The following is a 24,514-nucleotide window of genomic DNA, read 5'->3' as shown; positions in this document are numbered from 1 at the left end:
TCCCGCATGCCCCGCAGCTTCCGCAGGTCCGCTTCCGACCCCGAACTCGCCCACAGACTCAGCCGTCGCGGCATGCTCGGCGTCGCCGCCGGAGCCACCGCCGCGGCTCTCGTCGGCGCGACCGCCGGCACCGCGACGGCCCGGACCGCGGCCGGCTCGACCGCACCGGCCGCCACCACCACCGGCGGCCCAGTCCTGCCCCCGGGCCGCCTCGGCATCCAGCTCTACAGCCTCCGCGACAAGGTCTCCACCCTCGGATTCGCCCCGGTCTTCGAGGAGTTGAGCCGGTACGGCTACGACGAGATCGAGTTCGCCGGCTACACCCAGGGAACCGCGGGCCCCATCACGCTCGCCCAGCTGAAGCGCCTCGCCGCCGACCACGGCCTCAACCCGATCGGCAGCCACGTCGGCTACTACTCCGACGACCCCAACGCGTACACCTTCGCGCAGAACCTCGACAAGGTCCTCGACGAGGCTGAGGCGCTCGGCCTCAAGCACATCGGCACCGCCTCGGGCCCCTGGCGGTACGGCGCGACCGTCGACGGCTGGAAGCGCTGCGCCGAGGAGTTCAACGCGTACGGCGCCGCGGCGAAGAAGCGCGGCATGAAGTTCTACCAGCACAACCACGCCGAGGAGTTCTCCTTCGCCACCGACCGGCCGGACGTGCGCCTCTACGACGTGCTGCTCGCCGAGACCGACCCGGACCTGGTCCACCTGGAGATGGACATCTACTGGGCGTACGCGGCGCAGTTCCGTTTCTCCAAGCGCGTCGACGGGACGCCCGCGCCGTTCGACCCGCTCGACTACGTGCTGAAGCAGCCGCACCGGTACCCGCTGTTCCACGTCAAGGACGGCGAGCACGACGAGGCCGCCAGGGACGGCTACCGGATGGTGGACGTCGGCGACGGCGACATCGACTACCGCCGCTTCATCTCCGAGGTGACCAGCCGCACCCCGACCGGGCGCCGCTACCACCACTGGCAGGCCGAGCACGACAACCCGGTCGACTCGCTGGAGTTCGCGCGCAAGTCGAGCGCGCACCTGCACTCGCTCCGCGAAGGCAGCTGACCGGCCGCCCCAGGGGCCGTCGTGCGCCCGCCCGCGCGCAACGCAGAGCCCCCGGCGCTCCGGCCGGGGGCTCTGCGTGTGGGAGGTGCGGATCGAGCGGTGCAGGGCGTCAGTGGGCGTCCCTGCTGATCGGCTGCGGATTCGGCGTGATCCTGCCGCGCTTCGGCCGCCCCGGAGGCGTCAGGAACAGCGCCACGAAACCGGCGAAGAACGAGATCGAGCCCGCCAGGATGAATGCGCCGGAGTGCCCCCAGGCGCTCACGACCACGGCGCCCATGCCCGCGCCGAGACCGGAGACGAGCTTCGAGCTGTACACCATCCCGTAGTTGGTGGCGTTGTTGTTCTCGCCGAAGTAGTCGGCGGTGAGCGCCGCGAACATCGGGAAGATCGCGCCGCCGCCGAACCCGGAGATCGCCGAGAAGATCAGGAACAGCGTCAGGTTCTGCGCCTCCGCCGACCAGATGATGCCGAACTGCGCGAGACCGAGGATCACGCACACGTACAGCAGGCACTGCTTGCGCCCGTACCGGTCGGAGAGCCAGCCGATGACGCCGCGCCCGGTGCCGTTGACGATCGCCTTGAGCGACATGGCCGTCGCCACGATCCCGCTCGCGAAGCCCGCCTCCTTGCCGATGTCGACCTGGAAGGCGATGCCGAAGATGTTCACGCCCGACGTACAGGCCAGGCAGAACCACATCAGCGCCACACGGCCGGTCTTCCAGGCCTCCATGGGGGAGTACTGCTTCACGGCCGGCGGGTTCTTCTCCAGGGACCGGCGGGCCCGCGGGTCCTCCGGCGGATTCAGCGGGTCGACCTCGGCCGGCCACCAGTTCTTCGGCGGGTCCTTGAAGAAGAACCCCGCGCAAGCCACCACAGCGGCGAGGAAGAGGCCCACCAGAACCAGCACCGTACGGAAGTTGGTGAGGTCCATGACGCCGGTGAAGATGAACACGAACGGCACCGAGCCGTAGGCGAATCCGCCGTTCACGAACCCGGTCTTGCCGCCCCGGCGCTCCGGGTACCACTTGGCGACCATGTTGACGCAGGTCGCGTACACCATGCCCGCGCCCATGCCGCTGAACATGCTGAAGCCGATGTACGCGAACACCACGTGCGGCGCGTACGCCAGGGACAGATAGCCGAGCAGGGTGCCCACGGAGCCGAGCATCATCGCCCAGCGGGCCGGCAGTTTGCCGCTCTCGCGCAGCCGCCCGGCGGGGAAGGCCACCGCGGCCTGGAAGAAGACCCAGACGGTCATCATCCAGAAGATGTGGCCACTGGCCCAGTGGTGGGCCGTGTGCAGGGTGTCCTCGGCGGACGCGAACGCGTACTCCGCGGAACTGATGCCCATCATGCCGACCCAGGGCAGGATGACCATCCACTTGCGCTTGCGCCCCATGATGTCGATGTCGGACTCGCCGAGCCGGTACGTGCGGCCGTTGGCGTCCGTCACCTCCCGATAGGGGACGGTGCTTGGCAGGTCGGTTGTCGTCATGTCGATCGAACCCCTCGAGTGGAAGAAGTCTGGCCAGCGCCCCCTGTCCGTTCTCTTCGCACCGGGGCCCGCGGCGAACGCCCGCCGCAGGCCCCGTGGTTCGAGCCGTGCCTCAGCTCATCGACCACCTCCGAGCAACCCCGCCGCCCGCGCCCACCGGTACTTCGCACCGAGCACGGCGACGGGCTTCTCGGTCGTGTACGGGTAGGCGACGACCCCGTGCTCGAAGAGGTACGCGCACGCCTCCTCGACCTCGACGTCTCCCGCGAGAGAGGCCACGACCGGCTTCTCTATGCCGCGCTTCCGGAAATCCGCCACCACGCGCGCGGTGAGCTCGGCGAACACCATCGGGGGAGTGACGATCGTGTGCCAGTACCCGAGGACGAGGGAGTGGATCCGCGGGTCCTCCAAGCCGAGCCGGATCGTCGCCTCGTACGTCGAAGGGGGCTCGCCGCCCGTGATGTCCACGGGGTTGCCGGCAGCGCCGAAGGGCGGGATGAACTCGCGGAACGCGGCGTCCAGGTCGTCCGGGATCTCCATCAGGGAGAGCCCGTTGTCGGTCACCGCGTCCGACAGGAGCACACCCGAGCCGCCCGCGCCGGTGATGATGACGACGTTGGCCCCCTTGGGGGTGGGCAGCACGGGCAGCGCACGCGCGTACTCCAGCATGTCGTTGAGGCCCGGCGCCCGGATCACGCCGGCCTGCCGCAGGATGTCGTCGTACACGGCGTCGTCGCCCGCCAGCGCGCCCGTGTGCGAGCCCGCGGCCTTCGCGCCGGCGGCGGTGCGGCCCGCCTTGAGGACGACGACGGGCTTCTTCGGGACGGTCTCCTTGGCGGCCGCCACGAACGCCCGCCCGTCCTTCAGGTCCTCCAAGTGCATGGCGATGCACTGGGTGTTGGGGTCCTCGCCGAACCACGTCAGCAGGTCGTCCTCGTCGATGTCCGACTTGTTGCCGAGCCCGACGATCGCGGACACCCCGGTCTTCGTGGCCCGCGCGAACCCCAGGATCGCCATGCCGATGCCGCCCGACTGGGAGGTCAGCGCGACGCCGCCCTTCACGTCGTACGGCGTGCAGAACGTGGCGCACAGGTCCTGCCATGTCGAGTAGTAGCCGTAGATGTTGGGGCCGAGCAGGCGCACGCCGTGGTGTTCGGCGATCCGGACGATCTCCTCCTGCAACTGGTGCTCGCCGGTCTCGGCGAAGCCGGACGGGATCAGCACCGCGTTCGGGATGCCCTTGCGGCCCACCTCTTCGAGCGCGGAGGCGACGAACTTGGCGGGAATCGCGAACACCGCCACATCCACCTCACCCGGAACGTCGGTGACACTCTTGTACGCCTTGCGGCCCTGAATGTCATCGGCCTTGGGGTTCACGGGGTGGATCTCGCCGGAGAAACCTCCGTCGATGAGGTTCCGCATCACCGAATTGCCGATCTTCCCCTGTTCGTTGGAGGCGCCGATCACCGCGACGGAACGCGGCTGCATCAGGCGCTTCATGGAGCGCAGAATCTCGTCCCTACCGTAGGTGCGCCGGGCTTTGGCCGGATCCGTCGAGAGGATCACGCGGATGTCCGCGGCGAGGGCGCCGTCCGGGGTGGCGATCACCGGGTTGAGGTCGACCTCCGCGATCTCCGGGAAGTCGGTGACGAGTTCGGAGACCCGGCGGATCTGCTCGGCGACCGCCCAGCGGTCCACGCCCTGCGCGCCGCGCACGCCCCGCAGGATCTCGGCGGCCCGGATCGAGTCGAGCATCGACACGGCCTCGTCCGCGTCCACGGGCGCGAGCCGGAACGTCACGTCCTTCAGGACCTCGACCAGCACACCGCCGAGCCCGAACGCGACCACCTTCCCGAACGTCGGGTCGGTGACCGCGCCGACGATCACCTCCTGCCCCTTCGGGAGGAGTTGCTGCACCTGCACCCCCTCGATCCTGGCGTCCGGCGCGTAGGCACGGGCGCTCTGGATGATCTTGCAGAAGGCGGCCCGTACGTCGGCGGCGCCCTCCACCCCGACGATCACGCCGCCCGCGTCGGTCTTGTGCAGGATGTCCGGCGAGACGATCTTCAGCACCACGGGCCCGTCGAAGCGCGCCGCGGCGGCGACCGCCTGCTCCACGTCCCGCGCCAACTCCTCGCCCGGTACGGCGATTCCGTACGCGTCCGCGATCACCTTGCCCTCGGGTGCGGTGAGCGCGGTGCGGCCGTCGGCGCGTACGGCGTCGAGCAGCGCCCGCACCGTCTGCGTGCGGTCCTCTGCCATCACGTCAGATCACTCCGTTCGACTTGAGCAGGCGCAGCTCCTCGTCCCCGAGGCCGAGCTCGCCGACGTACACCTCTTCGTTGTGCTCGCCGAGCAGCGGCGAACTGACCACGTCCACGGGGGAGTCGGAGAGCTTCAGCGGGGAGCCGACGGTGGTGAACTCGCCGCGCTCGGGGTGCTGGACCTTCACGACCATCTCGTTGGCGGCGAGCGAGGCGTCCTCGACGATCTCCTTCGTCGAGAGGATCGGGCCGCACGGGATGTTGTGGGCGTTCAACTGCTCCAGGACGTGCCACTTGGGCAGGGTCGACGACCACTCCTCGATCAGCTGGAACATCTTGTTCAGCTTCGGGAGGCGGGCCTCCGGGGTGTTCCACTCGGGGTCGTCGGCGAGTTCGGGCCGGCCGATCAGGTTGGCGATGGGCTGCCAGCCGACGGGCTGCACGATGACGTACACGTAGTCGTTCGGGCCGCCCGGCGCGCACTTGACCGCCCAGCCGGGCTGGCCGCCGCCGGACGCGTTCCCGGATCGGGGAACTTCGTCGCCGAAGTCCTCGTTGGGATATTCAGCGAGCGGGCCATGGGCCAGGCGCTGCTGATCGCGCAACTTCACCCGGCAGAGGTTGAGCACGGCATGCTGCATGGCCACGTTGACCCGCTGCCCGCGCCCGGTGTTCTCCCGCTGGTAGAGCGCCGCCAGAATTCCGGCGACGGCATGAATGCCGGTCCCCGAGTCGCCGATCTGGGCCCCCGTCGCCAGCGGGGGCCCGTCCTCGAAGCCCGTGGTCGACATCGACCCGCCCATGGCCTGCGCCACGACCTCGTAGGCCTTGAAGTTGGTGTACGGCCCGTCCCCGAAACCCTTGATGGAGGCGTAGACGATTCGCGGATTGATCTCCTGGATGCGATCCCAGGTGAACCCCATGCGGTCCACGGCCCCGGGGCCGAAGTTCTCGACCATGACGTCCGAGCGCCGGATCAGCTCGGTGAGGATCTCCTTGCCGCGCTCGGTCTTGGTGTTGAGGGTGATGCTCCGCTTGTTGCAGTTGAGCATCGTGAAGTAGAGGGAGTCGACGTCCGGCAGATCGCGCAGCTGCTTGCGCGTGATGTCGCCGCTCGGCGCCTCCAGCTTCACCACGTCCGCGCCGAGCCAGGCGAGCAGCTGGGTGGCGGACGGGCCGGACTGGACATGGGTCATGTCGAGGACTCGTACGCCCTCAAGAGCCTTGGTCGTCATGACGATTCAGCTCCTCACTTGTACATGGTCTGGTTCATGGTTCCGGGGGCGTACGCGTCCGGGTCGACCCAGACGTTGATGAGCGAGGGCTTGCCGGACTCGCGGGCGCGGAGGAGCGCGGGGCCGATGTCGGCGGGGTCGCGGACCTCTTCGCCGTAACCGCCCAGCATCTGGGCGAACTTGTCGTAGTGGACGTCGCCGAGGGTGTTGCCGACGCGCTCGCGCTCGTCGCCGTACTTGGCCTTCTGGCCGTAACGGATCTGGTTCATCGAGGAGTTGTTGCCGACGATGCCGACGAAGGGGAGGTTGTAGCGGACGAGAGTCTCGAAGTCCCAGCCGGTCAGGGAGAACGCGCCGTCGCCGAAGAGCGCGACGACCTCCTTGTCGGGGCGGGCCTGCTTCGCGGCGAGCACGAACGGAATCCCGACGCCGAGCGTGCCGAGCGGACCCGGGTCCATCCAGTGGCCGGGCGACTTGGGCTGCACGACCTGGCCGGAGAAGGTGACGATGTCGCCGCCGTCGCCGATGTAGATCGAGTCCTCGGTGAGGAAGTCGTTGATCTCGCTGACCAGGCGGTACGGGTGGATGGGTGAGGCGTCCGAGCGGAGGTTCGGCAGCCGCTTCTCGACGGCGGTCTGCTCGGCGGCGCGCAGCTCGTCCAGCCACTCCTTGCGCTTGGACGCGCCGCCGTTGACGCGACCGGAGGCGGCCTCGGTGACGGCCTTCAGGATCAGACCGGCGTCGCCGACGATGCCGAGGTCGACGTCCCGGTTCTTGCCGACGGTGCGGTAGTCCAGGTCGATCTGGACGACGGTCGCGTCCGGCGAGAGCCGCTTGCCGTAGCCCATGCGGAAGTCGAAGGGGGTGCCGACGATGACGATGACGTCGGCGCCCGCGAAGGCGTACCGGCGGGAGAGCTGGAAGTGGTGCGGGTCGCCGGGAGGGAGGGTGCCGCGCCCGGCGCCGTTCATGTAGGCGGGCACGTTGAGGGTGCGGACGAGTTCGGTGGCCGCCTCGGTGCCGCGGGTCGTCCAGACCTGGGAGCCGAGCAGGATCGCGGGCTTCTCGGCGTGCACGAGCAGGTCGGCCAGCTTCTCGATCGCCTCGGGATCGCCGGCGGAGCGGGTGGAGGCGCGGTAGTGCCCGGCCTTCGGGACGCGGGCCTTGTCGACCGGCACCTTGGCGTCGAGGACGTCGCGCGGTATCTCCAGGAACGACGGGCCGGGCGCGCCGTGGTAGCACTCGCGGAACGCCATCGACACCATGTCCGCGGCGCGTGCCGTGTCCGGCACGGTCGAGGCGAACTTGGTGATGGGCGTCATCATGTCGACGTGCGGCAGGTCCTGCAGGGAGCCCATCTTGTGCTGGGTGTGGGCCCCTTGGCCGCCGATGAGCAGCATCGGTGACTCGGCGCGGAAGGCGTTGGCGACGCCGGTGACGGCGTCGGTGGTGCCCGGCCCGGCGGTGACGACGGCGCAGCCGGGCTTGCCGGTGATGCGCGCGTAGCCGTCGGCGGCGTGCGCGGCGACCTGTTCGTGGCGTACGTCGACGACTTCGATGCCTTCGTCGACGCAGCCGTCGTAGATGTCGATGATGTGGCCGCCGCACAGGGTGTAGATGACCTCCACGCCCTCCGCTTTGAGTGCCTTGGCGACCAGGTGCCCACCGGAAATGAGGTTCTGGCTGTTCTCGTCGGGCATGGCGAAGTCCTGTCCCTTCGTAGGGGAGTTGACGTCTTCACGGGCAGCTCACGGAGGGCCCGTGCGCTGCGGTCACGCACTTGTCACGCACTGCTTGGATCGCCGTCGCGGTAGATTGCATACAGTCGACGAATACTGTATGAACCTTGTTATCCCGCATCCGGTCAGTGGTGTCCAGGGGGCGTGCGGCACTTTTGAGTCAGGAGCCGAAATGGACCTGTACGAGTACCAGGCAAGGGAACTCTTCGAGGAATACGGCGTGTCGGTGCCGAGGGCCGAGGTCGCCGGCACCGCCAAGGAGGCCCGCGCCGCAGCGGACCGCCTCGGCGGCCGCGTCGTCGTCAAGGCCCAGGTCAAGACCGGCGGCCGCGGCAAGGCGGGCGGGGTCAAGCTCGCCGCCGACCCGGCCGCCACGGAGCTGACGGCCCGCCAGATCCTCGGCATGGACATCAAGGGGCACACCGTCCACCAGGTGATGCTCGCCCAACCCGTGGACATCGAGGCCGAGTTCTACGTCGGCTACGTCCTGGACCGCGCGGCCGGACGCTTCCTCGCGATCGCCTCCGTCGAGGGCGGCATGGAGATCGAGGAGGTCGCCGCGAGCCGCCCCGAGGCCGTCGCCCGCATCCCGATCGACCCCGCGCACGGCGTCACCGCCGACAAGGCCGCCGAGATCGCCCGCGCCGCCCACCTCCCGCCCGAGGCCGCCGACGTCCTCGTCAAGCTGTGGACCGTCCTCACCGAGGAGGACGCCGTGCTCGTCGAGGTCAACCCGCTCGTCCGCACCCGCGACGGGCAGCTCCTCGCCCTCGACGGCAAGGTCACCCTCGACGACAACGCCCGCTTCCGGCAGGCCCGTTGGGGCGACGCCGGGGCCGCGCACGACGACCCGCTGGAGGCACGCGCCGCCGCCAAGGGCCTCAACTACGTGAAGCTCGACGGCGAGGTCGGCGTCATCGGCAACGGCGCGGGCCTCGTCATGTCCACTCTCGACGTGGTCGCCGGCTGCGGCGCCCGCCCCGCCAACTTCCTCGACATCGGCGGCGGCGCCTCCGCCCAGGTCATGGCCGACGGCCTGTCCGTCATCCTCTCCGACCCGGACGTCAAGTCCGTCTTCGTCAACGTCTTCGGAGGCATCACCGCCTGCGACGCCGTGGCCGACGGAATCGTCCAGGCCCTCGGCGAGATCCGCCTCACCAAACCCCTCGTCGTACGCCTCGACGGCAACAACGCCGCCCAGGGCCGGGCCGTCCTCGACGCCCACAGGCACCCGCTCGTCGAGCAGGTCACCACCATGGACGGCGCCGCCGAGCGCGCCGCGCAACTCGCCAAGTAGCGCCCGGAGCAGAGGAGTCCACACCATGGCGATCTACCTCACCAAGGAGAGCAAGGTCCTCGTCCAGGGCATGACCGGCGCCGAGGGCATGAAGCACACCCGCCGCATGCTCGCCGCCGGCACCGACGTCGTGGGCGGCGTCAACCCCCGCAAGGCCGGTCGCACCGTCGACTTCGACGACCGCGCCGTGCCCGTCTTCGGCACCGTCCGCGAAGGCATCGAGGCCACCGGCGCCGACGTCACCGTCGTCTTCGTCCCGCCCGCGTTCTGCAAGGCCGCCGTCACCGAGGCCGCCGACGCCGGGATCGGGCTCGCCGTCGTCATCACCGAGGGCATCCCCGTCCACGACGCCGTCGCCTTCCAGTCGTACGCGAAACTGCGCGGCACCCGCGTCGTCGGACCCAACTGCCCCGGCCTCATCACCCCCGGCCAGGCCAACGCGGGCATCATCCCCGCCGACATCACCAAGCCCGGCCGCATCGGCCTCGTCTCCAAGTCCGGCACGCTCACGTACCAACTCATGTACGAGCTGCGCGAGATCGGCTTCTCCACCTGCGTCGGCATCGGCGGCGACCCCGTCATCGGCACCACCCACATCGACTGCCTGCAGGCCTTCGAGGACGACCCGGACACCGAACTCGTCGTCCTCATCGGCGAGATCGGCGGCGACGCGGAGGAGCGGGCCGCCGCGTACGTCCGCGAACACATCAGCAAGCCGGTCGTCGGATACGTCGCCGGGTTCACCGCGCCCGAGGGCAAGACCATGGGCCACGCCGGAGCGATCGTCTCCGGTTCGACCGGGACGGCCCGCGCCAAGCAGGAAGCACTCGAAGCGGCCGGGGTACGCGTGGGCGCCACGCCCACCGAGACCGCCCGCCTCGTCCTCGAACACCTCGCCTCCACCTGAGGCGGCCGCACCTCCCGCCCCCGACTGTGCACCGAGAGCGGAGAACACCGATGGCCCCTGCAACACCAGAACCCGCGAACGCCCCGCCCCTCACCCTCAAACCCGGCTTCGCCTGGACCGACGCCTGGCGACGCTGCCGGGACGTGGCCCCCGAGGCCTTCCTCGACGACCGCGTGCTGGGCCTCTGGGCCGCGAACTGGCAGCCCGGCGGCCGCAGTCTGCCCGCCACCAGCCCCGTCGACGGCACCCCCGTCGCCGGTCCGCCCCGCCTCGACGGCGCCACCGCCCGGCAGGCCGTACGCGCCGCCCTCGACCAGCACCGCGCCTGGCGGCACGTCCCGCTCCCCGAACGCCGCGCCCGCATCGCCGCCACCCTCGACGCCCTCACCGAACACCGCGAACTGCTCGCCCTCCTCCTCGTCTGGGAGATCGGCAAGCCCTGGCGCCTGGCCCAGGCCGACGTGGACCGGGCGATCGACGGCGTGCGCTGGTACGTCGACGGCATCGAGCCCATGCTGGACGGCCGCGCCCCGCTCGACGGGCCGGTCTCCAACATCGCCAGCTGGAACTACCCGATGTCCGTCCTCGTCCACGCGATGCTCGTCCAGGCACTCGCGGGCAACGCCGTGATCGCCAAGACCCCGACCGACGGCGGCCTCGCCTGCCTCACCCTGGCCTGCGCGCTGGCCGCCCGCGAAGGAGTGCCGGTCACGCTGGTCAGCGGCAGCGGAGGCGAACTCTCCGAGGCGCTGGTCCGCGCGCCCGAGATCGGCTGCGTCTCGTTCGTCGGCGGACGCGACACCGGTGCCGCCGTCGCCACCGCCGTCGCCGACCTCGGCAAGCGCCACATCCTCGAACAGGAGGGCCTCAACACCTGGGGCGTCTGGAACTACTCGGACTGGGACGCACTCTCCGCGGTCGTCCCGAAACTCTTCGACTACGGCAAACAGCGCTGCACCGCCTACCCGCGCTTCGTCGTCCAGCGCACCCTCTTCGACCGGTTCCTCGACGCCTACCTGCCGGCCGTGCGCTCCGTCCGCATCGGGCATCCGCTCGCCGTCGCCGACCCGGCCGACCCGCTGCCGAACCTGGACTTCGGGCCGCTCATCAACGCCGCCAAGGCCAAGGAGCTCACCGACCAGGTCAACGAGGCCGTCGACCGCGGCGCCGTACCGGTGCACCGCGGCACCCTCGACGGCGGCCACTTCCTGCCCGGCCAGGACACGTCCGCGTACGTCCCGCCGGTCACGCTGCTCGGGCCGCCGCCGTCGTCACCGCTGCACCACGCGGAACCCTTCGGTCCGGTCGACACGATCGTCCTCGTCGACACCGAGGCGGAGCTCCTCGCCGCGATGAACGCGTCCAACGGCGCGCTCGTCGCCACCCTCGCCACGGACGACCCCGCGACGTACGAGCGGCTCGCCCCGCAGATCCGCGCCTTCAAGGTCGGCCACGGCAAGCCCCGCTCACGCGGCGACCGCGAGGAGCTCTTCGGCGGCTTCGGCGCGTCCTGGCGCGGCGCGTTCGTGGGCGGCGAACTCCTGATCCGCGCGGTCACCCGAGGGGAGCCGGGGGAACGGCTGCCGGGGAACTTCCCCGAGTACCAGCTGATGCCCTGAGCCGCGCAGCCCCGGCCGGGCCGGAGTGACGCACGCCACGCGCGCGACGTGCCTCCGGCCCGGAGGGCGGTCCTGAGCTGCTAAAGATCGACAACCCGTGATCACCCGACCGCACACCGTACGCAAGCGCCCCACCTGCGGAGATGTGCCGCCCTCTGCGTGCGGGGCAGCGTCGCAGGCCGAGGGATACGCAGGTGAAAGGCACTCTGAATCCTTGGTATTGTTGTCCATGTCGCCGCGGGGCAAGGCCCCGGAAGGCGACAGACACCTAGTCCGGGTGGCGGAATGGCAGACGCGCTAGCTTGAGGTGCTAGTGCCCTTTATCGGGCGTGGGGGTTCAAGTCCCCCCTCGGACACAGAGAAGATCCCCACGGTTCTCCGGAACCGTGGGGATCTTTCGTTGTGTGTCAGTGGCCGGGACTACAGTTCGAAAGCACTGATGCAGGACGCATCGACCGAAGCATCCACCGACGCATCGACCGACCAACGGGGGTTCAGATCATGGCGCTCTTCGGCAACGCGCACACCGTCGACCCGGGCAAGGCACAGCAGGAGTACGCGCGCCTCTTCGGGCAGGGCGAACAGGTCTACGCGGCCTACGTGTTGATCCGCGACACCATTCTCTTCACCGACCGCCGCCTCGTCCTCATAGACAAGCAGGGCATCACCGGCAAGAAGGTCGAGTACCACTCGGTGCCGTACCGGAGCATCACGCGGTTCGCCGTCGAGACGGCCGGGCACTTCGACCTGGACGCGGAGCTGAAGATCTGGGTGTCCGGAGAGTCCGCGCCGATCGAGAAGACCTTCACCAAGGGCGTGAACATCTACGAAGTGCAGGCGATCCTGACCCAGTTCGTGGCCCGCTGAGCGGCGCGGGCGCAGGCCCGGCCCCCGGCGCGAACGGGCCGGTCAGCCCCGCTCGCGGAGGACCTTCGCCCCTGCCGACCCGGCCGAAGTGTGCGCACGATGGGGGCATGAACGCGCTTCCGGTCGTCACCGCCGTCGATGGATCCGAGCACAGCGTCAAGGCCCTGGAATGGGCGCTGGCCGCCGCCCGCGAGCGAGGGGCGGAACTCGTCGTCACCCACGTCAGAACCGACTACGTGACACAGGTGCCGCTCCACGGCGACCTGCCGGTCATCCCGCTGCCGGAGCCCGACGAGTCGCCCGTCCTCAAAGAGATGAGCGCGCTCCTCGACGGCCGCACCGACCTGCCGCCCGTCCGCATGGTCAGCGTCGACGGCAACGTCCCGTCCGCCGTGACCGCGCTCGGCGACGAGGCGCAGCTGCTCGTGGTCGGCTCCCGCGGCCGCGGCGGCTTCGCCAGCCTGCTCCTCGGCTCGGTGAGCCGGGCCTGCGCGGCCCGCGCCGCCTGCCCCGTCGTGGTCGTGCCGCACGCCGCGCGCACCGAACCCGTGCGGCTGCCGGACGGCGTGCCGCCCGTCGTGCTCGGCCTCGAACCCGAGGAGACCGGGGACGCGGTCCTGGAGTTCGCCTTCGCGGAGGCCGCCCGCAAGGGCGCCCGCCTCGACGTCGTGACCACGTACACCGTGCCGCTGTCCACGCTCACCCTCGTCGGACCGTACGTCGCCGCCGCCGGGGACGACGACCGGCCGCAGATCGAGGCCGACCTGCGCGAGGCGCAGCAGCAGCGGCTCGAACCGTTCGTCGCGCAGCGGCCCGACGTCGAGGTCACGCGGACGGTCGCCCCGGCGGACGCCGCCGGGCAGCTCGTCGCCGCCTCCCGGACGGCGGGGCTCCTCGTCGTGGGCCGCCACCGCCGACGCCTCTCGCCGGACGCGTTCCTGGTCGGCTCGGCGGCCAACGCCGTGCTGTTGCATGCGCATTGTCCTGTGGCGGTCGTGCCGTAGCTCCACCTCCGCCTGGATGCCGGGGCCCCTGCTTCGCCCTGCGGGCTCGCGTCCTCGCCGGACGGGCTTCCCCCCCTCGCCACGGGGGTGCGTGTTGTTCGTCGCCTGCCGCGCCGTTGTGGCTGGTCGCGCAGTTCCCCGCGCCCCTTGGGGGCTGGGCTTTGCCCTTGGCTGTCGGGGACGGGACTGCGGCTTGGTGGCTTCGCCCTGCGGGCTCGCGTCCTCGCCGGACGGGCTTCCCCCCTCGCCACGGGGGTGCGTGTTGTTCGTCGCCTGCCGCGCCGTTGTGGCTGGTCGCGCAGTTCCCCGCGCCCCTGGGTGGGCGGTGTCGGGTGGGCTTCCCTTGCGTCAGCCGAGGCCGGTCTCCCGGTTGTCCCCGTCCAAGCGGTCCAGCATCCAGTCCGCCGCCCCGGGCAGCCACTCCGCTCGGGCGTTGCCCAGGAGGTGGTCGCCGTGGGGGACGAGGTCGTACGTGGCTCGTGGCGCCTCGTGGGACAGTTGCTCGGCGTTGACGACGCCCGGCGTGACGTCCTGGCCGCCCTCCACCACCCGCAGGGGGCACGCGATGCGCTGGGCGACGCCGCGCAGGTCGACCCGCGAGGCGAACTCCCGTGCTGCGTCCGCCCCTCCGCACCGCAGGGCCAGCGTCTCCGTGACGTACTGGGGCAGCTCGTCGGGTTGCAGGCGGTACGGGCCGCTCACCGTGAGCGCGGCCCGGATGCGCGGATCGTGTGCGGCGGCGACCGAGGCGTAGAACCCGCCGAGGCTGAGCCCGCACACCCCGAGCCGGCCGGTGTCGACGTCCCCGCGGGCGGCCAGCGCGTCGATCGCCGCCGACACGACGTGCTGGTAGTCGGCGTGGGGCGCACGGCTCGCCGCGAACACGCCCTGGCCCGGGCCGTCCATCGCGAACACCGCCGCCCCGCGCGCGAGCAGCGCGTCCGCGACCGCGTGGAACTCCTCCTTCCCGGAGTCGAGCCCCGGAACGAGCACGACGACCGGCGGCCGGGCGGCGGACGTGGTGGGCGCCGCCGGGAAGCGGAGCCAGCCCGCGAACTCCTCGCCCTCGACGCGTGCCGCGCGCGGTTCGAGCAGCGCGAGCGCGGCCCGCATCGACCGGTCGGCGGCGTCGGCCGCCCGCGCGAGCAGCACACGGTCCGGGTACGGGCCGGGCACCGCGCAGTGGAACCAGCGCGCGGCGTCGCGGTACGCCTCGCCCGCGGAAACGGTCCGGCCGTCGGCCGCGTACCGGTCCGCGGCGGCACGGTGTTCCTCCGCGACCGCCAGGAATGCCGCGGGCCACTCCCGCAGTGACGTCAACGGCGCCGTGGCCCGGTCGTACGCGAACGGGTCGAGGCCCGCGGCGAGGCAGCGCGAGCGGTTGAGGGCGATGAACTCCGGGAGTATGCCGGGCAGATCGACGAAGAGGGTCACGGTGTGCTTTCGGGCCGGCTGAGGGGGTGGTTTCAGTTGCCCTGTGGACAGGGCCGGTTCAGGAGATCGCGAAGATGTACGCGCCGTCCAACAACCGTTGTACGGGGACGACAACCGGCAGTTGTGAGGCTCGGACGGGTGGGGACGTCGTACGCCGAGCCCGATTGTCAGTCCCGTCTGGCACGCTTCGAAGCATGACGGAAGAACTGATCAGCACGCAGGCGCCGCAGCGTCGACTCACGGACGCGAGCGAGGCGTTGACCGTGCTCGAACGCGCCCTGACGGGCCTGGCCGGGCTGCGCCGACCCCGGCCCGCCGCGATCGACTGGGCCGCCCTGGAGGAGGGCCTGGGCACCGCTCTTCCGTCGGACTACAAGCTGTTGGCGGAGTGGCAACCACCGTTCGTCATAGGGGAGTTCCTGCTGGTCGACCTGCCGGAGCCGGGCAGGGAGCAGCAGTGGCTCACGAACATGCGCGGCGCGCTCGACGTCCTGGCCGACACCTGGGCCGACCCCGCCCTCGGCCTGGCGGCCCACCCGGAGCCGGGCGGGCTGCTGCCCTGGGGCTCGTCGTGCGACGGCGACCGGTTCCTGTGGCGTACGCACGGCCGGAGCGGTGAGGCGGCGCACGAGGCACCGCAGGAGTGGAACGTCACCGTCGGCTCGCGCGGCGGCGCGTGGTGGCAGTACGGAGGAGGAATGGCCCAGTTCCTCGCGGAGTACGGCACCGGGGCCGTGGAACCCTGGGAGCTGCCGCCCATCGACCCCGAGGTGACGCCGTGTTGAGGCCGAACGACCCAGGCCGCCGGAGGGCCGGCGCAGCACAGACCGTCGCGGGTTCGGCTGCCCCAGCTCCCGCCTCCGGCCCCGCCTCCGACCCCGCCTCCGGCTCCGTCCCTGCCCCCGCCTCCGCTCCCTCCCTCGACCTCGACCTCGCGCAGGTCCGCGCCTTCGCCGCCGTCGCCCGGACCCTGCACTTCGCCGTCGCCGCCGAGGAACTCGGCCTCACCCAGCAGGCCGTGTCGAAACGCATCGCGCGCCTCGAAGAACGCCTGGGCGCCCGGCTGTTGGAGCGCGGCCGAGGCATGCGCGCGGGCCTCACCGAGGCGGGCGAGCGGTTCCTCGGCCCCGCCCGGCAGGCGCTTTCCGCGGGGGAGCGGGCCGTGACCGCCGCGCGGGACGACGGCCGGCGGCCGCTGCGGATCGACGTATGGGGGCATCTGTACGCGCCGCTGCGCATCCTCGCCCGACTCGCCGCCGACGAACCGAGGACGGGCGTCGACCCGGGCACCGGCCGGGACTTCCCGTCCGTGGCCGACGCGGTGCGCCGCGGCGACATCGACGCGGGGCTCGGCCGCGTCCCCGTCCTCGACCCGCACGCCGCGACCGGGCTCGCCCAGCGCCTCGTACGACTCGAACCGGTCGACGCCGTGCTCAGCGCCGACCACCCGCTGGCGGCGGCCGACCGGCTGCGCCCCGCCGACCTCCGGGACAGTGTGCTGCGCTACCCGGCAGACCTCGCCCGGCTCGACTTCCTGAACTGCTTCGCCCGCCGTTTCGGCGTCCGACACCGGCTCGGGGCGACGAACTTGGGCCTCGACCCGTTCCTCGACCAGGTGCGGTCCGACCCGGGCTGCTTCTCGCTCTTCCCCGCCGACGCGGTGAGCGCGGACGCCCCCGGCGTGCGGTTCGTGCCGCTCGTCGAACCGACACCGCTGTACGCCTGGTCCCTGGTCTGGCCGGAAGGACGAGAGCCGGACCGGATCGGCGACCTGCTCGCCGCCTGCGCGCGGGTGGGCGACCGAAGACGCTGGACGGAGTTCGACGCGGCGCGCGACTGGCTGCCGGGCCCGTCCACGGACTGACCTGGCACGAGCACACGAGCACCACCAGCACCACGAGCTCGCGCAAGCCGGCCTCACGCGAGCGCCACGAGCTCGCGCCGGCCCGCCCCACGCGCCCGTACGACAACGCACACGACCACCCTCGACGAGACACCAACTCACCCTGCCCACAAGGGTGTTGAACCTCAGATTCCGGACCTACGCTGCACCTGGAGGAGTGTGCAGCGGTCGCCCGAGGGAGACACGCATGAGCGATGTACGCACGGAAGGCGCACAGCCACGCGGTGGCGGGCGCGGCCCCGCCCAGGGGCGCGGCGAGCGGCTCGCCGACTGGGCCGACGGCCGCCTCGGACTCTTCGCCCTCGCCAAGTCCCAGATGCGCAAGGTCTTCCCGGACCACTGGTCGTTCCTGTTCGGCGAGATCTGCCTCTACAGCTTCCTCATCCTGATCCTCACCGGGGTCTGGCTCACCCTGTTCTTCGAGCCGAGCGCCGTCGAGGTGGTCTACAGCGGGCCGTACGAACCGCTGAACGGCGTCCTGATGACCCGGGCGTACGAATCCACCGTCGAGATCAGCATGGAGGTGCGCGGCGGGCTGCTGATCCGGCAACTGCACCACTGGGCGGCGGTCGTGTTCGTCGCCGCGATGCTCGTGCACATGATGCGGGTGTTCTTCACCGGCGCGTTCCGCAAGCCCCGCGAGCTCAACTGGCTGTTCGGCTGGACCCTGTTGCTGCTCGGCCTCATCACCGGGCTGACCGGCTATTCGCTGCCCGACGACATGCTGTCCGGCACCGGCATCCGCTTCGCCCAGGGCGCGATCCTGTCGATCCCCGTGGTCGGCACGTACCTGTCGATGTTCCTGTTCGGCGGCGAGTTCCCCGGGCACGACATCATCTCGCGGCTCTACCCCATCCACGTCCTGCTGCTGCCGGGCATCATGCTCGGACTGGTCGTCGCGCACCTGATCCTGGTGTTCTTCCACAAGCACACCCAGTTCGCGGGGCCGGGCCGCACGCAGCGGAACGTGGTGGGCTCGCCGTTCCTGCCCGTGTACGTGGCGAAGGCGGGCGGGTTCTTCTTCCTCGTGTTCGGCGTGCTCGCGCTGATGGCGGCGGTCGCGACGATCAACCCGGTCTGGGCGATCGGCCCCTACCGCCCCGACCATGTGTCCACGGGCGCCCAACCCGACTGGTACCTGGGCTTCTCCGAAGGGCTGATCCGGGTCATGCCCGGCTGGGAGATCAACGCCTTCGGGCACACACTCGCCCTCGGCGTCTTCATCCCGTTCATGCTGTTCCCGCTGGTCATGCTGGCCATCGCCGTCTACCCGTTCCTGGAGGCCTGGGTCACCGGCGACCGCCGCGAGCACCACATCGCCGACCGCCCGCGCAACGCCCCGACCCGCACCGCGCTCGGCGTGGCCTGGCTCAGCCTGTACGGAGTGCTGCTGATCGGCGGCGGCAACGACATCGTGGCCACACACCTGAACCTGTCCATCAACGTCATCACCTGGTCGGTGCGGATCGCCGTGTTCGCCGTGCCCGTCCTCGCGTTCGTCGTCACCCGCCGCATCTGCCTCGGACTGCAGCACCGCGACCGCGACAAGGTGCTGCACGGCCGGGAGAGCGGCATCATCAAACGCCTCCCGAACGGGGCGTACACCGAGGTGCACGCCCCGCTCACCCCGGCGCAGCGCCACACCCTGACCGCCCACGAACAGCCCGCCCCGTACGAGACCGGGCCCGACACCGACGCCCACGGGGTGCGGCGCAGAATCCGCCGCACGGACCGGCTGCGCGCCCGAATATCCCGGGCGATGTACGGGCCGCAGGCACAGGTGCCGAAGCCGACCGTGGAGGAGTACCGGGAGCTGGAGAGGGAGCACTGAGGTCGCCGACATGAACTACGCACCCGAGACCGCCGACGGATCCGTGGCGCCCTACACCGACCGACTGCCTGCAGCGGGGCGGCGGTTCGGTGGGCGGGTGGCCGTGGTCACCGGTGCCGCGTCGGGGATCGGCGCGGCCAGCGCGGCGCGGCTCGCCGCCGAGGGCGCGTCGGTCGTGCTCGCCGATGTCGCCGAAGAACGGGGTCAGGAGGTCGCCGCGGCCATCCGCCAGCAGGGCGGCCGCGCAGAATTCGTCCGCGCGGACGTGGCGGAGCCCGCCGACTGGCAACAAGTGGCCGACACGGCGGCCGAGTTCGGGCCGGTCGGGGTGTTCGTCAGCAACGCGTTCACCGTGGACGTGACCCGGGCGCACGAAATGCAACTGGAGTCATGGAACCGGCAGTTGGCGGTCAACCTCACCGGATCCTTCCTCGGCTTCAAGGCACTGCTGCCCGAACTGCGCGCCGAGCGGGGCGCGGTCGTCCTCACCTCGTCCGTGCACGCCCACGCCGGCATCCCCGGCCACCCGGCGTACGCGGCGACGAAGGGCGCCCTCGTCTCCCTCTGCGGCCAACTCGCCGTGGAGTACGGGCCGGAGGTACGGGTCAACGCGGTCCTGCCCGGCCCGGTCCTCACCGGCGCCTGGGACCGCCTGTCCCAGGAGGACCGAGACCGCAGCGCCGCCCAGACGGCAGCGGGCCGCCTGGGCAGACCGGACGAGGTGGCGGCGGCCATCGCGTTCCTGGCGGCAGACGAGGCGTCCTACGTCACGGGCTCCAGCCTGCTGGTCGACGGCGGCTGGACGGTGATGAAGGACTCGTCCTGACGGCAAGGAGGGAGAGCCAGGGACGAAGCCCCGCCGAACAGGGGCGCGGGGAACTGCGCGATCGGCCACGGTGGCGCGGTAGTTGGGGGACGGCGTGCGGTCCCTGCGCGGCAGGCGTCCGAGGGCGCGGGCTGGCGGGCTGATGTGTCGGCCCCGCAGCCCGGCGGGCGGCCGGGGCGGGGCCCGCCGCATAGGGGCGCGGGGAACTGCGCGATCAGCCACCGCGGCGTGGTAGTCGGGGGACGGTGTGAAGTCCCACCCGGGGAGCCGCCCAAGAGGCGGAGCCCGCGGGCGATGCGTGGGCCCGCAGCCCGGCGGGCGGCCGGGCGCAGCCCGCCGAACAGGGGGCGCGGGGAACTGCGCGATCAGCCACGGCGGCGCGGTAGTCGGGGGACGGCGTGCAGTCCCACCCGGGGAGCCGCCCGAGGCCGAGGCCCGCAGGGCAAAGCCGGGCGACCCACCCGCCGCCCCGAGCGCCGCCCCGGCAGGGGCGCGGGGAACTGCGCGATCAGCCGCAACGGCGCGGCACCCGAAAGACAACCCCCGAGGGAGGGCCCCCGGGTAGGCGCAGGCCTTCCCGGGGTGCGAGGCGGCCGCCTCAACTGGCGTGGCCCGTAAGCCAGGGGTCGAGGGCATGCTTGCCCTCGGTGACCCCCGCCTCGAGTCGCCGCAGCACCCCCGCCCCCTCGGCCAGAGCATGCACGGTCGGCGTGCCGGGCGGGTACACACCGGCCGTGACGAGGGCGTCGAGCTCGGCGAGCAGCGACCGGTAGAGGGCCGGGGCGGCGGTCGGCATCGCGCCGATGTGCAGGCCCTTGACCTGGACGCGATGCGTGAACACCAGGTCGTGCGTGCTGAGGTGCGCGTCCCCGGAAGCGGCTCCGAACACCACGACGCGCCCGGTGAAGGGCTTCGCGACGGAGAGGCTCGCCTCGAACGTGGCTCGGCCCACGGATTCGAGGACCAGGTCGACGCCGCCGGTGAGGCGGCTGATCTCCGCGGCCAGGTCGGGTCGTCGGCTGTCCAGTACGGCGTCGACGCCGAGCGCCTCGACCGTGGCGTGCTTGGCGGGGGAGGCGGTGGCGACGACACGCGCGCCGTAGTGGCGGGCGAGCCGGACGGCCGCCTGTCCGACGCCTCCCGCCGCGGCGTGGACGAGCACTGTGTCGCCCGCCGCGACCTCGCCGAGCGGTTTCAGGGCGGCCAGGGCGGTGGCCCAGTTCAGGATCAGGCCCATGCTCTGGGCGTCGCTCCAGCCGGTCGGTACGGGCACGGCGCCCGCGGCGGGCATCGTCATGTACTGCGCGAACGCGCCGGGGCCGGTCCCGACGACATGCGTGCCGAGCGGCAGCGGACTCTCGACGTCCGGGCCGACCGCCACGATCTCGCCCGCCGCCTCGAAGCCGGCGACGTACGGCGCCTGCGGGCCTCCTCCGTATCTGCCGTGGGTCTGCATGACGTCGGCGAAGTTGACCCCGGCGGCGCCGACGCGGATCAGGTAGTCGCCGGGGCCCGGCGTGGGCCGGGGGTGGTCGGTCGTGAGGGTCAGGTCCTTCGGCCCCTGGTGGGAGCGCTGGACGAGGGCGTGGATCGGCTGCTCGGGGGAGTGCCGCTGCTCGTCGAGTTCCATGCGTCGAACGTAGGACTCTGACACTTGCGTCAAGGGCAAGCGGCGATCAGGAACCGGTCCCGTCGACCCCGCCGACCGCGCCTGCTTCTCTCAAGTAGGCGTCGAGCGCCGCCTGTTGACCGGTGAGCACGGCGATCCGTGCGGCGAGCCGATCGCGGTACGACCGCACCTCCCGGAGGAACTCCGCGCGCCCGGCACCGCTACCGGCAGGAGGCTGAGGCTCGTCGGTGAGCCCCGGCAGGATCTCCCTGATCAACCGCACCGGAAGCCCCGACTCCAGCAGGGAGCGGATGACGAGCACCCGGTCGATCGTGGACTGGCAGTAGTCCCGGAACCCGTTGCTGCAGCGGCCGGGGACGATCAAGCCCTCGTCCTCGTAGTGCCGCAGCGAGCGTGCGCTCACGCCGCTGACTCTGGAGGCTTCGCCGATCTTCATACCTCACCGCAACGCCCGCACCCGCCGGCATCTTCCGGCCCGCCGGACCCCGCGCCCCGCGCCCCGCCTGTTCGCGCGCCTCAACTCGCGCCCTCTGCAAGGGAGTCCGCCGGGGATTCCGTCAGCGAGTCCACCAGCTCAGCCAACGCCTCGGCTACCCCTCGCAGTCCGGCTTCGGCTGCCGGGCCGCCCGGCTCGTCCATGTACAGGTCGCGGCGGATCTCCACCATCAGGGCGCTGACGCGCGGCTCGACCCCGTAGTACTCCAGAGGGACATACGTGCCCGAGAACGGGGTGTCGCGGGCCGTGCCGCCGCAGCGGGCGAAGGCCGACTCCGCCCGGGCGAGCAGGCCCGGCGGTGTGTGGAACGGGTCCGTGCCGAGGCAGACCGGGGGCCGCGGGCCGTCGCCGTGCAGCTCGTAGGGGAGGCGGTGCGTCGGGTACGAGTGGACGTCCAGGATCACGACCTGCCCGGCCGCGGCGAGGCGGGCGCGGACCGCTTCCGTCATGGCCCGCGCGTACGGGCGGAAGTACGCGTCGAGCAGCGGCTGTTCGTCGAAGTCCGGGGCGCGCAGCGGGAGTCGGCCGGTCGTACGGGTGTAGACCGCGCCCATGCCGACCTTGCGCATCTCCTCGCGCGCGTCCGGGAACCGCTCCGGGTCGACGACGAGCCGGGACAGCCGGTTGACGAACTGCCACGGCGTGCGGCGGGCGCGGGCGGCGGCGAGGGCGGCGATCGTGTCGGTGTGCGCGTCGACGACGTGGTCCGACTCGCGCTCCAACTCCGCGTCGGACAGCACGATGCCGCCGCGCACCGCCCGCGGCACCGTCCGCGCGGAGTGCGGGACGTGCAGCAGGACGGATGCGTCGGCGGCACCGGGGATCAGCGTGAAGGGCGGCTCGGCCGTGGCGTCCATGACGTCACCTTAGGCAGCGGCCGTACGGCCCCGCCGCCCCTTGCCGGTGGCTCACCTGTCGGCGTACACCACCCACACCTGCCCCTTCGCGAACGGCATCGTGCTGCCGTCGGGGCGGGTGAACGTCGTGCCCGAGTCGGCGTCCGGACGGCTCCAGCGCGTCTCGTACGCCCGGCCGTCGCGCAGCACGGTGGCCCGGCCCGTGCCGACGGTCTTGATGTACGGGGTGACGGCGCCGTTGACGTCCCGGTACTTGGACGGCGGCATGGAGACGTGTTGGATCACCACCGTGCGGGGCGCCATCTGGCGGCCGTTGGTCTGCATCGCGGGCCGGCCGTCGAACGCGACCCGCCAGCGGCCGAGCGACGGCGACCAGCTGAACGTGTGGCTCGCGCCGGAGTAGCGCACGGTCCGGCTCTGCGCGGTCCGGCCGCCCTCCGGGGCCGGGCCGAAGCGGAACCCGATGTCCTGCGCCCGGCTGGCCTCCGGAGCGGTCCTGAGCAGCGCCTCCGGTTCGACGAACAGGTTGTGCGGGGCGGGCCGTCCGGAGTGCCGGAAGTACGCGCCGGGCACCCGCTCGTGCGGTCGTACGTGAACCGGCGAGCGGTTCAGGAACTTGGTGAGGGAGCTGCGCACGCCCGAGTACGCGAGCGCCGGGTTGCCGAACTGGCGCAGCAGCTCCACGTCCGACTCGCGGGCGCTGCGCACCGGCCCGACGGCCTTCGGAAGGCGGCTCGCGTACACGCCCATGAGGCGGCTCATCCCGCCCTCGACCTTCTCGACGTACACGATGTCGGCCTTGTTGAGGCCCTGGTGCGGGCGGGCCCGGGTCGCGTTGTCGAACTTCACGGCGAGCACCTGCCCCGGCTCGGCGGCCCGGCCGGTGAACGGCGACACCTGGCTCGGCGGGCCCGCGGCCACGGGGCCGGGCTCCATGGAGCCGGTGTCCCGGGCGCCCGCCTCGGTGGCGGCGCCGAGGCCGAGCGCGCCGGCCGCGACCAGCGCGAGCAGTCGCGCGCCGCGACGGCCGAGCGGGCCGGCGGTGCGGCGGGGATGGGTGGTTCGGTTGGCCGGTGCAGATCTCGCTGTCATCGCAGCGCCTCCGTCGTCCGTAGCGTCCGGGGCCCTCCTGGCTGGACGGGCTGGCGCACTTCTTCCGTGCGGGCGCCGCCGGGTACCGCAAGGACGGCCAACCGTCCGCGGCGCGTTCACCCTTTCCGGCCGGATCGCACGGCCGCGCGGCGCGGCGCGACGACGAACACCCCGGGCACCGCGCGGCCCGACGACGAACGCCCCGGGCGCCACGCGTCCTCGCCCGAACCCGGCGCCACGCGACGCGACGCTCAAGGGATTTCAACGGATTTCGGCGAATTTTCCGCAGGCCCGAAGCTGTGCGCAGCGGCCATCACGCGCGATGCGTACGCCCTTACCGCGCGTCCAACAAGTTGGCCCCGCCATCTGTCCTCACGGCCTCGAGCATCGGTGGGGACGGACCCGATCGATGTGCGTGAAGGAGCACGATGGGAGCACGGAACGCCCCGTCCCGGCCCACCGCCGAAGCCCGGCAGGACGGATTGAGCCTGCCGCAGCTGGTGGGCTCGGGACTGGCCGCCGCCGCGGGCATGGCGCTCGCCTCTGAACTTCATCTGTACGGCACCACGGCGGGCGCGGTCGTCTTCGCCGTGGCGGCCACCGCCGGAGCGCCGCTCATCCAACTCGCCCTGCACCGCGCGGGCGACGGCTGCGCGGCCCTGCTGCGGGCGGCCGGCCGCACCGGGCGTCGACCGGGCCCGGCCGCTTCCCGCCGGGCCCTCGCGCCGATGGCCGTCGGCCTCCTGGTGCTCGGCGCGCTCGCCGCGACCGGACCGACCGCCGTGGCCGCGGCCCAGCCCGCCGAGGTCGCCCTCGACCACCCGCCCGCCCGCGACCCGGCCGAGCGCGGCAGCACGGACAAGGCGCCGTCGGTCCGCTCGTACGGCACGACGTACGCGTATGCCGCCCCAGCGGTGAACTCGGCGCTGAGACAGGGCAGTTGAGCGTGG

The 24,514-nt window shown here is 71.8% G+C and carries 20 protein-coding genes and 1 tRNA gene; 12 read left to right on the top strand and 9 right to left on the bottom strand.

Annotation, left to right across the window (positions count from 1 at the left end):
- The first annotated feature begins 6 nt into the window (after positions 1 to 6).
- Complete coding sequence (locus tag ACIDOF_RS24675) at positions 7 to 1,068, top strand: sugar phosphate isomerase/epimerase family protein (protein ID WP_409008249.1); 1,062 nt, start codon at positions 7 to 9, stop codon at positions 1,066 to 1,068.
- Positions 1,069 to 1,177: 109 nt separating this feature from the next.
- Here the strand turns inward: ACIDOF_RS24675 and ACIDOF_RS24670 are convergent, their stop codons facing one another.
- From ACIDOF_RS24670 to ACIDOF_RS24655, 4 genes are all read right to left on the bottom strand, one after another.
- Positions 1,178 to 2,563, bottom strand: coding sequence for an OFA family MFS transporter (locus ACIDOF_RS24670; RefSeq protein WP_409008248.1), 1,386 nt, complete (start codon positions 2,561 to 2,563; stop codon positions 1,178 to 1,180).
- 117 nt (positions 2,564 to 2,680) lie between these two features.
- Positions 2,681 to 4,825 carry an acetate--CoA ligase family protein gene (locus tag ACIDOF_RS24665; RefSeq protein ID WP_409008247.1) on the bottom strand — a complete coding sequence of 715 codons (2,145 nt, stop codon included), beginning with the start codon at positions 4,823 to 4,825 and terminating at the stop codon, positions 2,681 to 2,683.
- A 4-nt stretch (positions 4,826 to 4,829) separates the two neighbouring features.
- A complete protein-coding gene (gene frc, locus ACIDOF_RS24660; RefSeq protein WP_409008246.1) occupies positions 4,830 to 6,062 on the bottom strand; it encodes a formyl-CoA transferase in 1,233 nt (410 codons plus the stop codon).
- A gap of 14 nt (positions 6,063 to 6,076) precedes the next feature.
- Entirely contained in the window at positions 6,077 to 7,762 is a 1,686-nt protein-coding gene (locus tag ACIDOF_RS24655; protein WP_409008245.1) for a thiamine pyrophosphate-binding protein, read from the bottom strand.
- Between the two features lie 211 nt (positions 7,763 to 7,973).
- Between ACIDOF_RS24655 and sucC the strand changes: the two genes are divergently transcribed.
- From sucC to ACIDOF_RS24625, 6 genes are all read left to right on the top strand, one after another.
- Entirely contained in the window at positions 7,974 to 9,098 is a 1,125-nt protein-coding gene (gene sucC / locus ACIDOF_RS24650) for an ADP-forming succinate--CoA ligase subunit beta (RefSeq protein WP_409008244.1), read from the top strand.
- 25 nt (positions 9,099 to 9,123) lie between these two features.
- Positions 9,124 to 10,005 carry a succinate--CoA ligase subunit alpha gene (gene sucD, locus ACIDOF_RS24645; RefSeq protein ID WP_409008243.1) on the top strand — a complete coding sequence of 294 codons (882 nt, stop codon included), beginning with the start codon at positions 9,124 to 9,126 and terminating at the stop codon, positions 10,003 to 10,005.
- 50 nt (positions 10,006 to 10,055) lie between these two features.
- Positions 10,056 to 11,624, top strand: a complete 1,569-nt coding sequence (locus ACIDOF_RS24640; RefSeq protein ID WP_409008242.1) for an aldehyde dehydrogenase family protein — start codon at positions 10,056 to 10,058, stop codon at positions 11,622 to 11,624.
- A gap of 271 nt (positions 11,625 to 11,895) precedes the next feature.
- Positions 11,896 to 11,980: transfer RNA gene (locus ACIDOF_RS24635), tRNA-Leu, on the top strand.
- A 145-nt stretch (positions 11,981 to 12,125) separates the two neighbouring features.
- Positions 12,126 to 12,491 (top strand): PH domain-containing protein, encoded by a 366-nt coding sequence (locus tag ACIDOF_RS24630; protein ID WP_409008241.1) that lies wholly within the window; start codon positions 12,126 to 12,128, stop codon positions 12,489 to 12,491.
- A gap of 107 nt (positions 12,492 to 12,598) precedes the next feature.
- Complete coding sequence (locus ACIDOF_RS24625; protein WP_409008240.1) at positions 12,599 to 13,495, top strand: universal stress protein; 897 nt, start codon at positions 12,599 to 12,601, stop codon at positions 13,493 to 13,495.
- 348 nt (positions 13,496 to 13,843) lie between these two features.
- Here ACIDOF_RS24625 and ACIDOF_RS24620 read toward each other — a convergent pair whose 3' ends face one another.
- Positions 13,844 to 14,929 carry an alpha/beta hydrolase family protein gene (locus ACIDOF_RS24620; protein WP_409008239.1) on the bottom strand — a complete coding sequence of 362 codons (1,086 nt, stop codon included), beginning with the start codon at positions 14,927 to 14,929 and terminating at the stop codon, positions 13,844 to 13,846.
- Positions 14,930 to 15,123: 194 nt separating this feature from the next.
- On the opposite strand from ACIDOF_RS24620, the gene ACIDOF_RS24615 reads away from it, so the two are divergent.
- The 4 genes from ACIDOF_RS24615 (at position 15,124) to ACIDOF_RS24600 (ending at position 19,489) form a co-directional block, all read left to right on the top strand.
- The gene (locus tag ACIDOF_RS24615; protein WP_409008238.1) at positions 15,124 to 15,714 is read left to right on the top strand and encodes an SMI1/KNR4 family protein; all 591 of its coding nucleotides are present in this window, start codon (positions 15,124 to 15,126) and stop codon (positions 15,712 to 15,714) included.
- Positions 15,708 to 16,793: a LysR family transcriptional regulator gene (locus tag ACIDOF_RS24610; protein ID WP_409008237.1), complete on the top strand. Its 1,086-nt coding sequence runs from the start codon at positions 15,708 to 15,710 to the stop codon at positions 16,791 to 16,793. Before ACIDOF_RS24615 ends, ACIDOF_RS24610 begins: the two co-directional genes overlap by 7 nt.
- Before the next feature lie 226 nt (positions 16,794 to 17,019).
- Positions 17,020 to 18,663 carry a cytochrome b gene (locus ACIDOF_RS24605; protein WP_409008236.1) on the top strand — a complete coding sequence of 548 codons (1,644 nt, stop codon included), beginning with the start codon at positions 17,020 to 17,022 and terminating at the stop codon, positions 18,661 to 18,663.
- 10 nt (positions 18,664 to 18,673) lie between these two features.
- Positions 18,674 to 19,489, top strand: a complete 816-nt coding sequence (locus tag ACIDOF_RS24600) for an SDR family NAD(P)-dependent oxidoreductase (RefSeq protein ID WP_409008235.1) — start codon at positions 18,674 to 18,676, stop codon at positions 19,487 to 19,489.
- A 598-nt stretch (positions 19,490 to 20,087) separates the two neighbouring features.
- On the opposite strand, the gene ACIDOF_RS24595 is transcribed toward ACIDOF_RS24600, so the two are convergent.
- The 4 genes from ACIDOF_RS24595 to ACIDOF_RS24580 form a co-directional block, all read right to left on the bottom strand.
- Positions 20,088 to 21,119 carry a zinc-binding dehydrogenase gene (locus tag ACIDOF_RS24595; RefSeq protein ID WP_409008234.1) on the bottom strand — a complete coding sequence of 344 codons (1,032 nt, stop codon included), beginning with the start codon at positions 21,117 to 21,119 and terminating at the stop codon, positions 20,088 to 20,090.
- Positions 21,120 to 21,165: 46 nt separating this feature from the next.
- The gene (locus tag ACIDOF_RS24590) at positions 21,166 to 21,555 is read right to left on the bottom strand and encodes a MerR family transcriptional regulator (RefSeq protein ID WP_409008233.1); all 390 of its coding nucleotides are present in this window, start codon (positions 21,553 to 21,555) and stop codon (positions 21,166 to 21,168) included.
- 80 nt (positions 21,556 to 21,635) lie between these two features.
- The gene (locus ACIDOF_RS24585; RefSeq protein WP_409008232.1) at positions 21,636 to 22,472 is read right to left on the bottom strand and encodes an N-formylglutamate amidohydrolase; all 837 of its coding nucleotides are present in this window, start codon (positions 22,470 to 22,472) and stop codon (positions 21,636 to 21,638) included.
- A gap of 51 nt (positions 22,473 to 22,523) precedes the next feature.
- A complete protein-coding gene (locus ACIDOF_RS24580; RefSeq protein ID WP_409008231.1) occupies positions 22,524 to 23,564 on the bottom strand; it encodes a DUF3048 domain-containing protein in 1,041 nt (346 codons plus the stop codon).
- A gap of 428 nt (positions 23,565 to 23,992) precedes the next feature.
- Here ACIDOF_RS24580 and ACIDOF_RS24575 point away from each other — a divergent pair, with 428 nt between their 5' ends.
- Positions 23,993 to 24,508 (top strand): hypothetical protein, encoded by a 516-nt coding sequence (locus ACIDOF_RS24575; protein ID WP_409008230.1) that lies wholly within the window; start codon positions 23,993 to 23,995, stop codon positions 24,506 to 24,508.
- Positions 24,509 to 24,514: the final 6 nt, after the last annotated feature.

The organism is Streptomyces sp. Da 82-17 (genome assembly GCF_046098215.1).
Classification (GTDB): domain Bacteria; phylum Actinomycetota; class Actinomycetes; order Streptomycetales; family Streptomycetaceae; genus Streptomyces.
The sequence above is the reverse complement of the archived record's forward strand: the minus strand, read 5'-3'. Positions and strand labels throughout refer to the sequence as shown.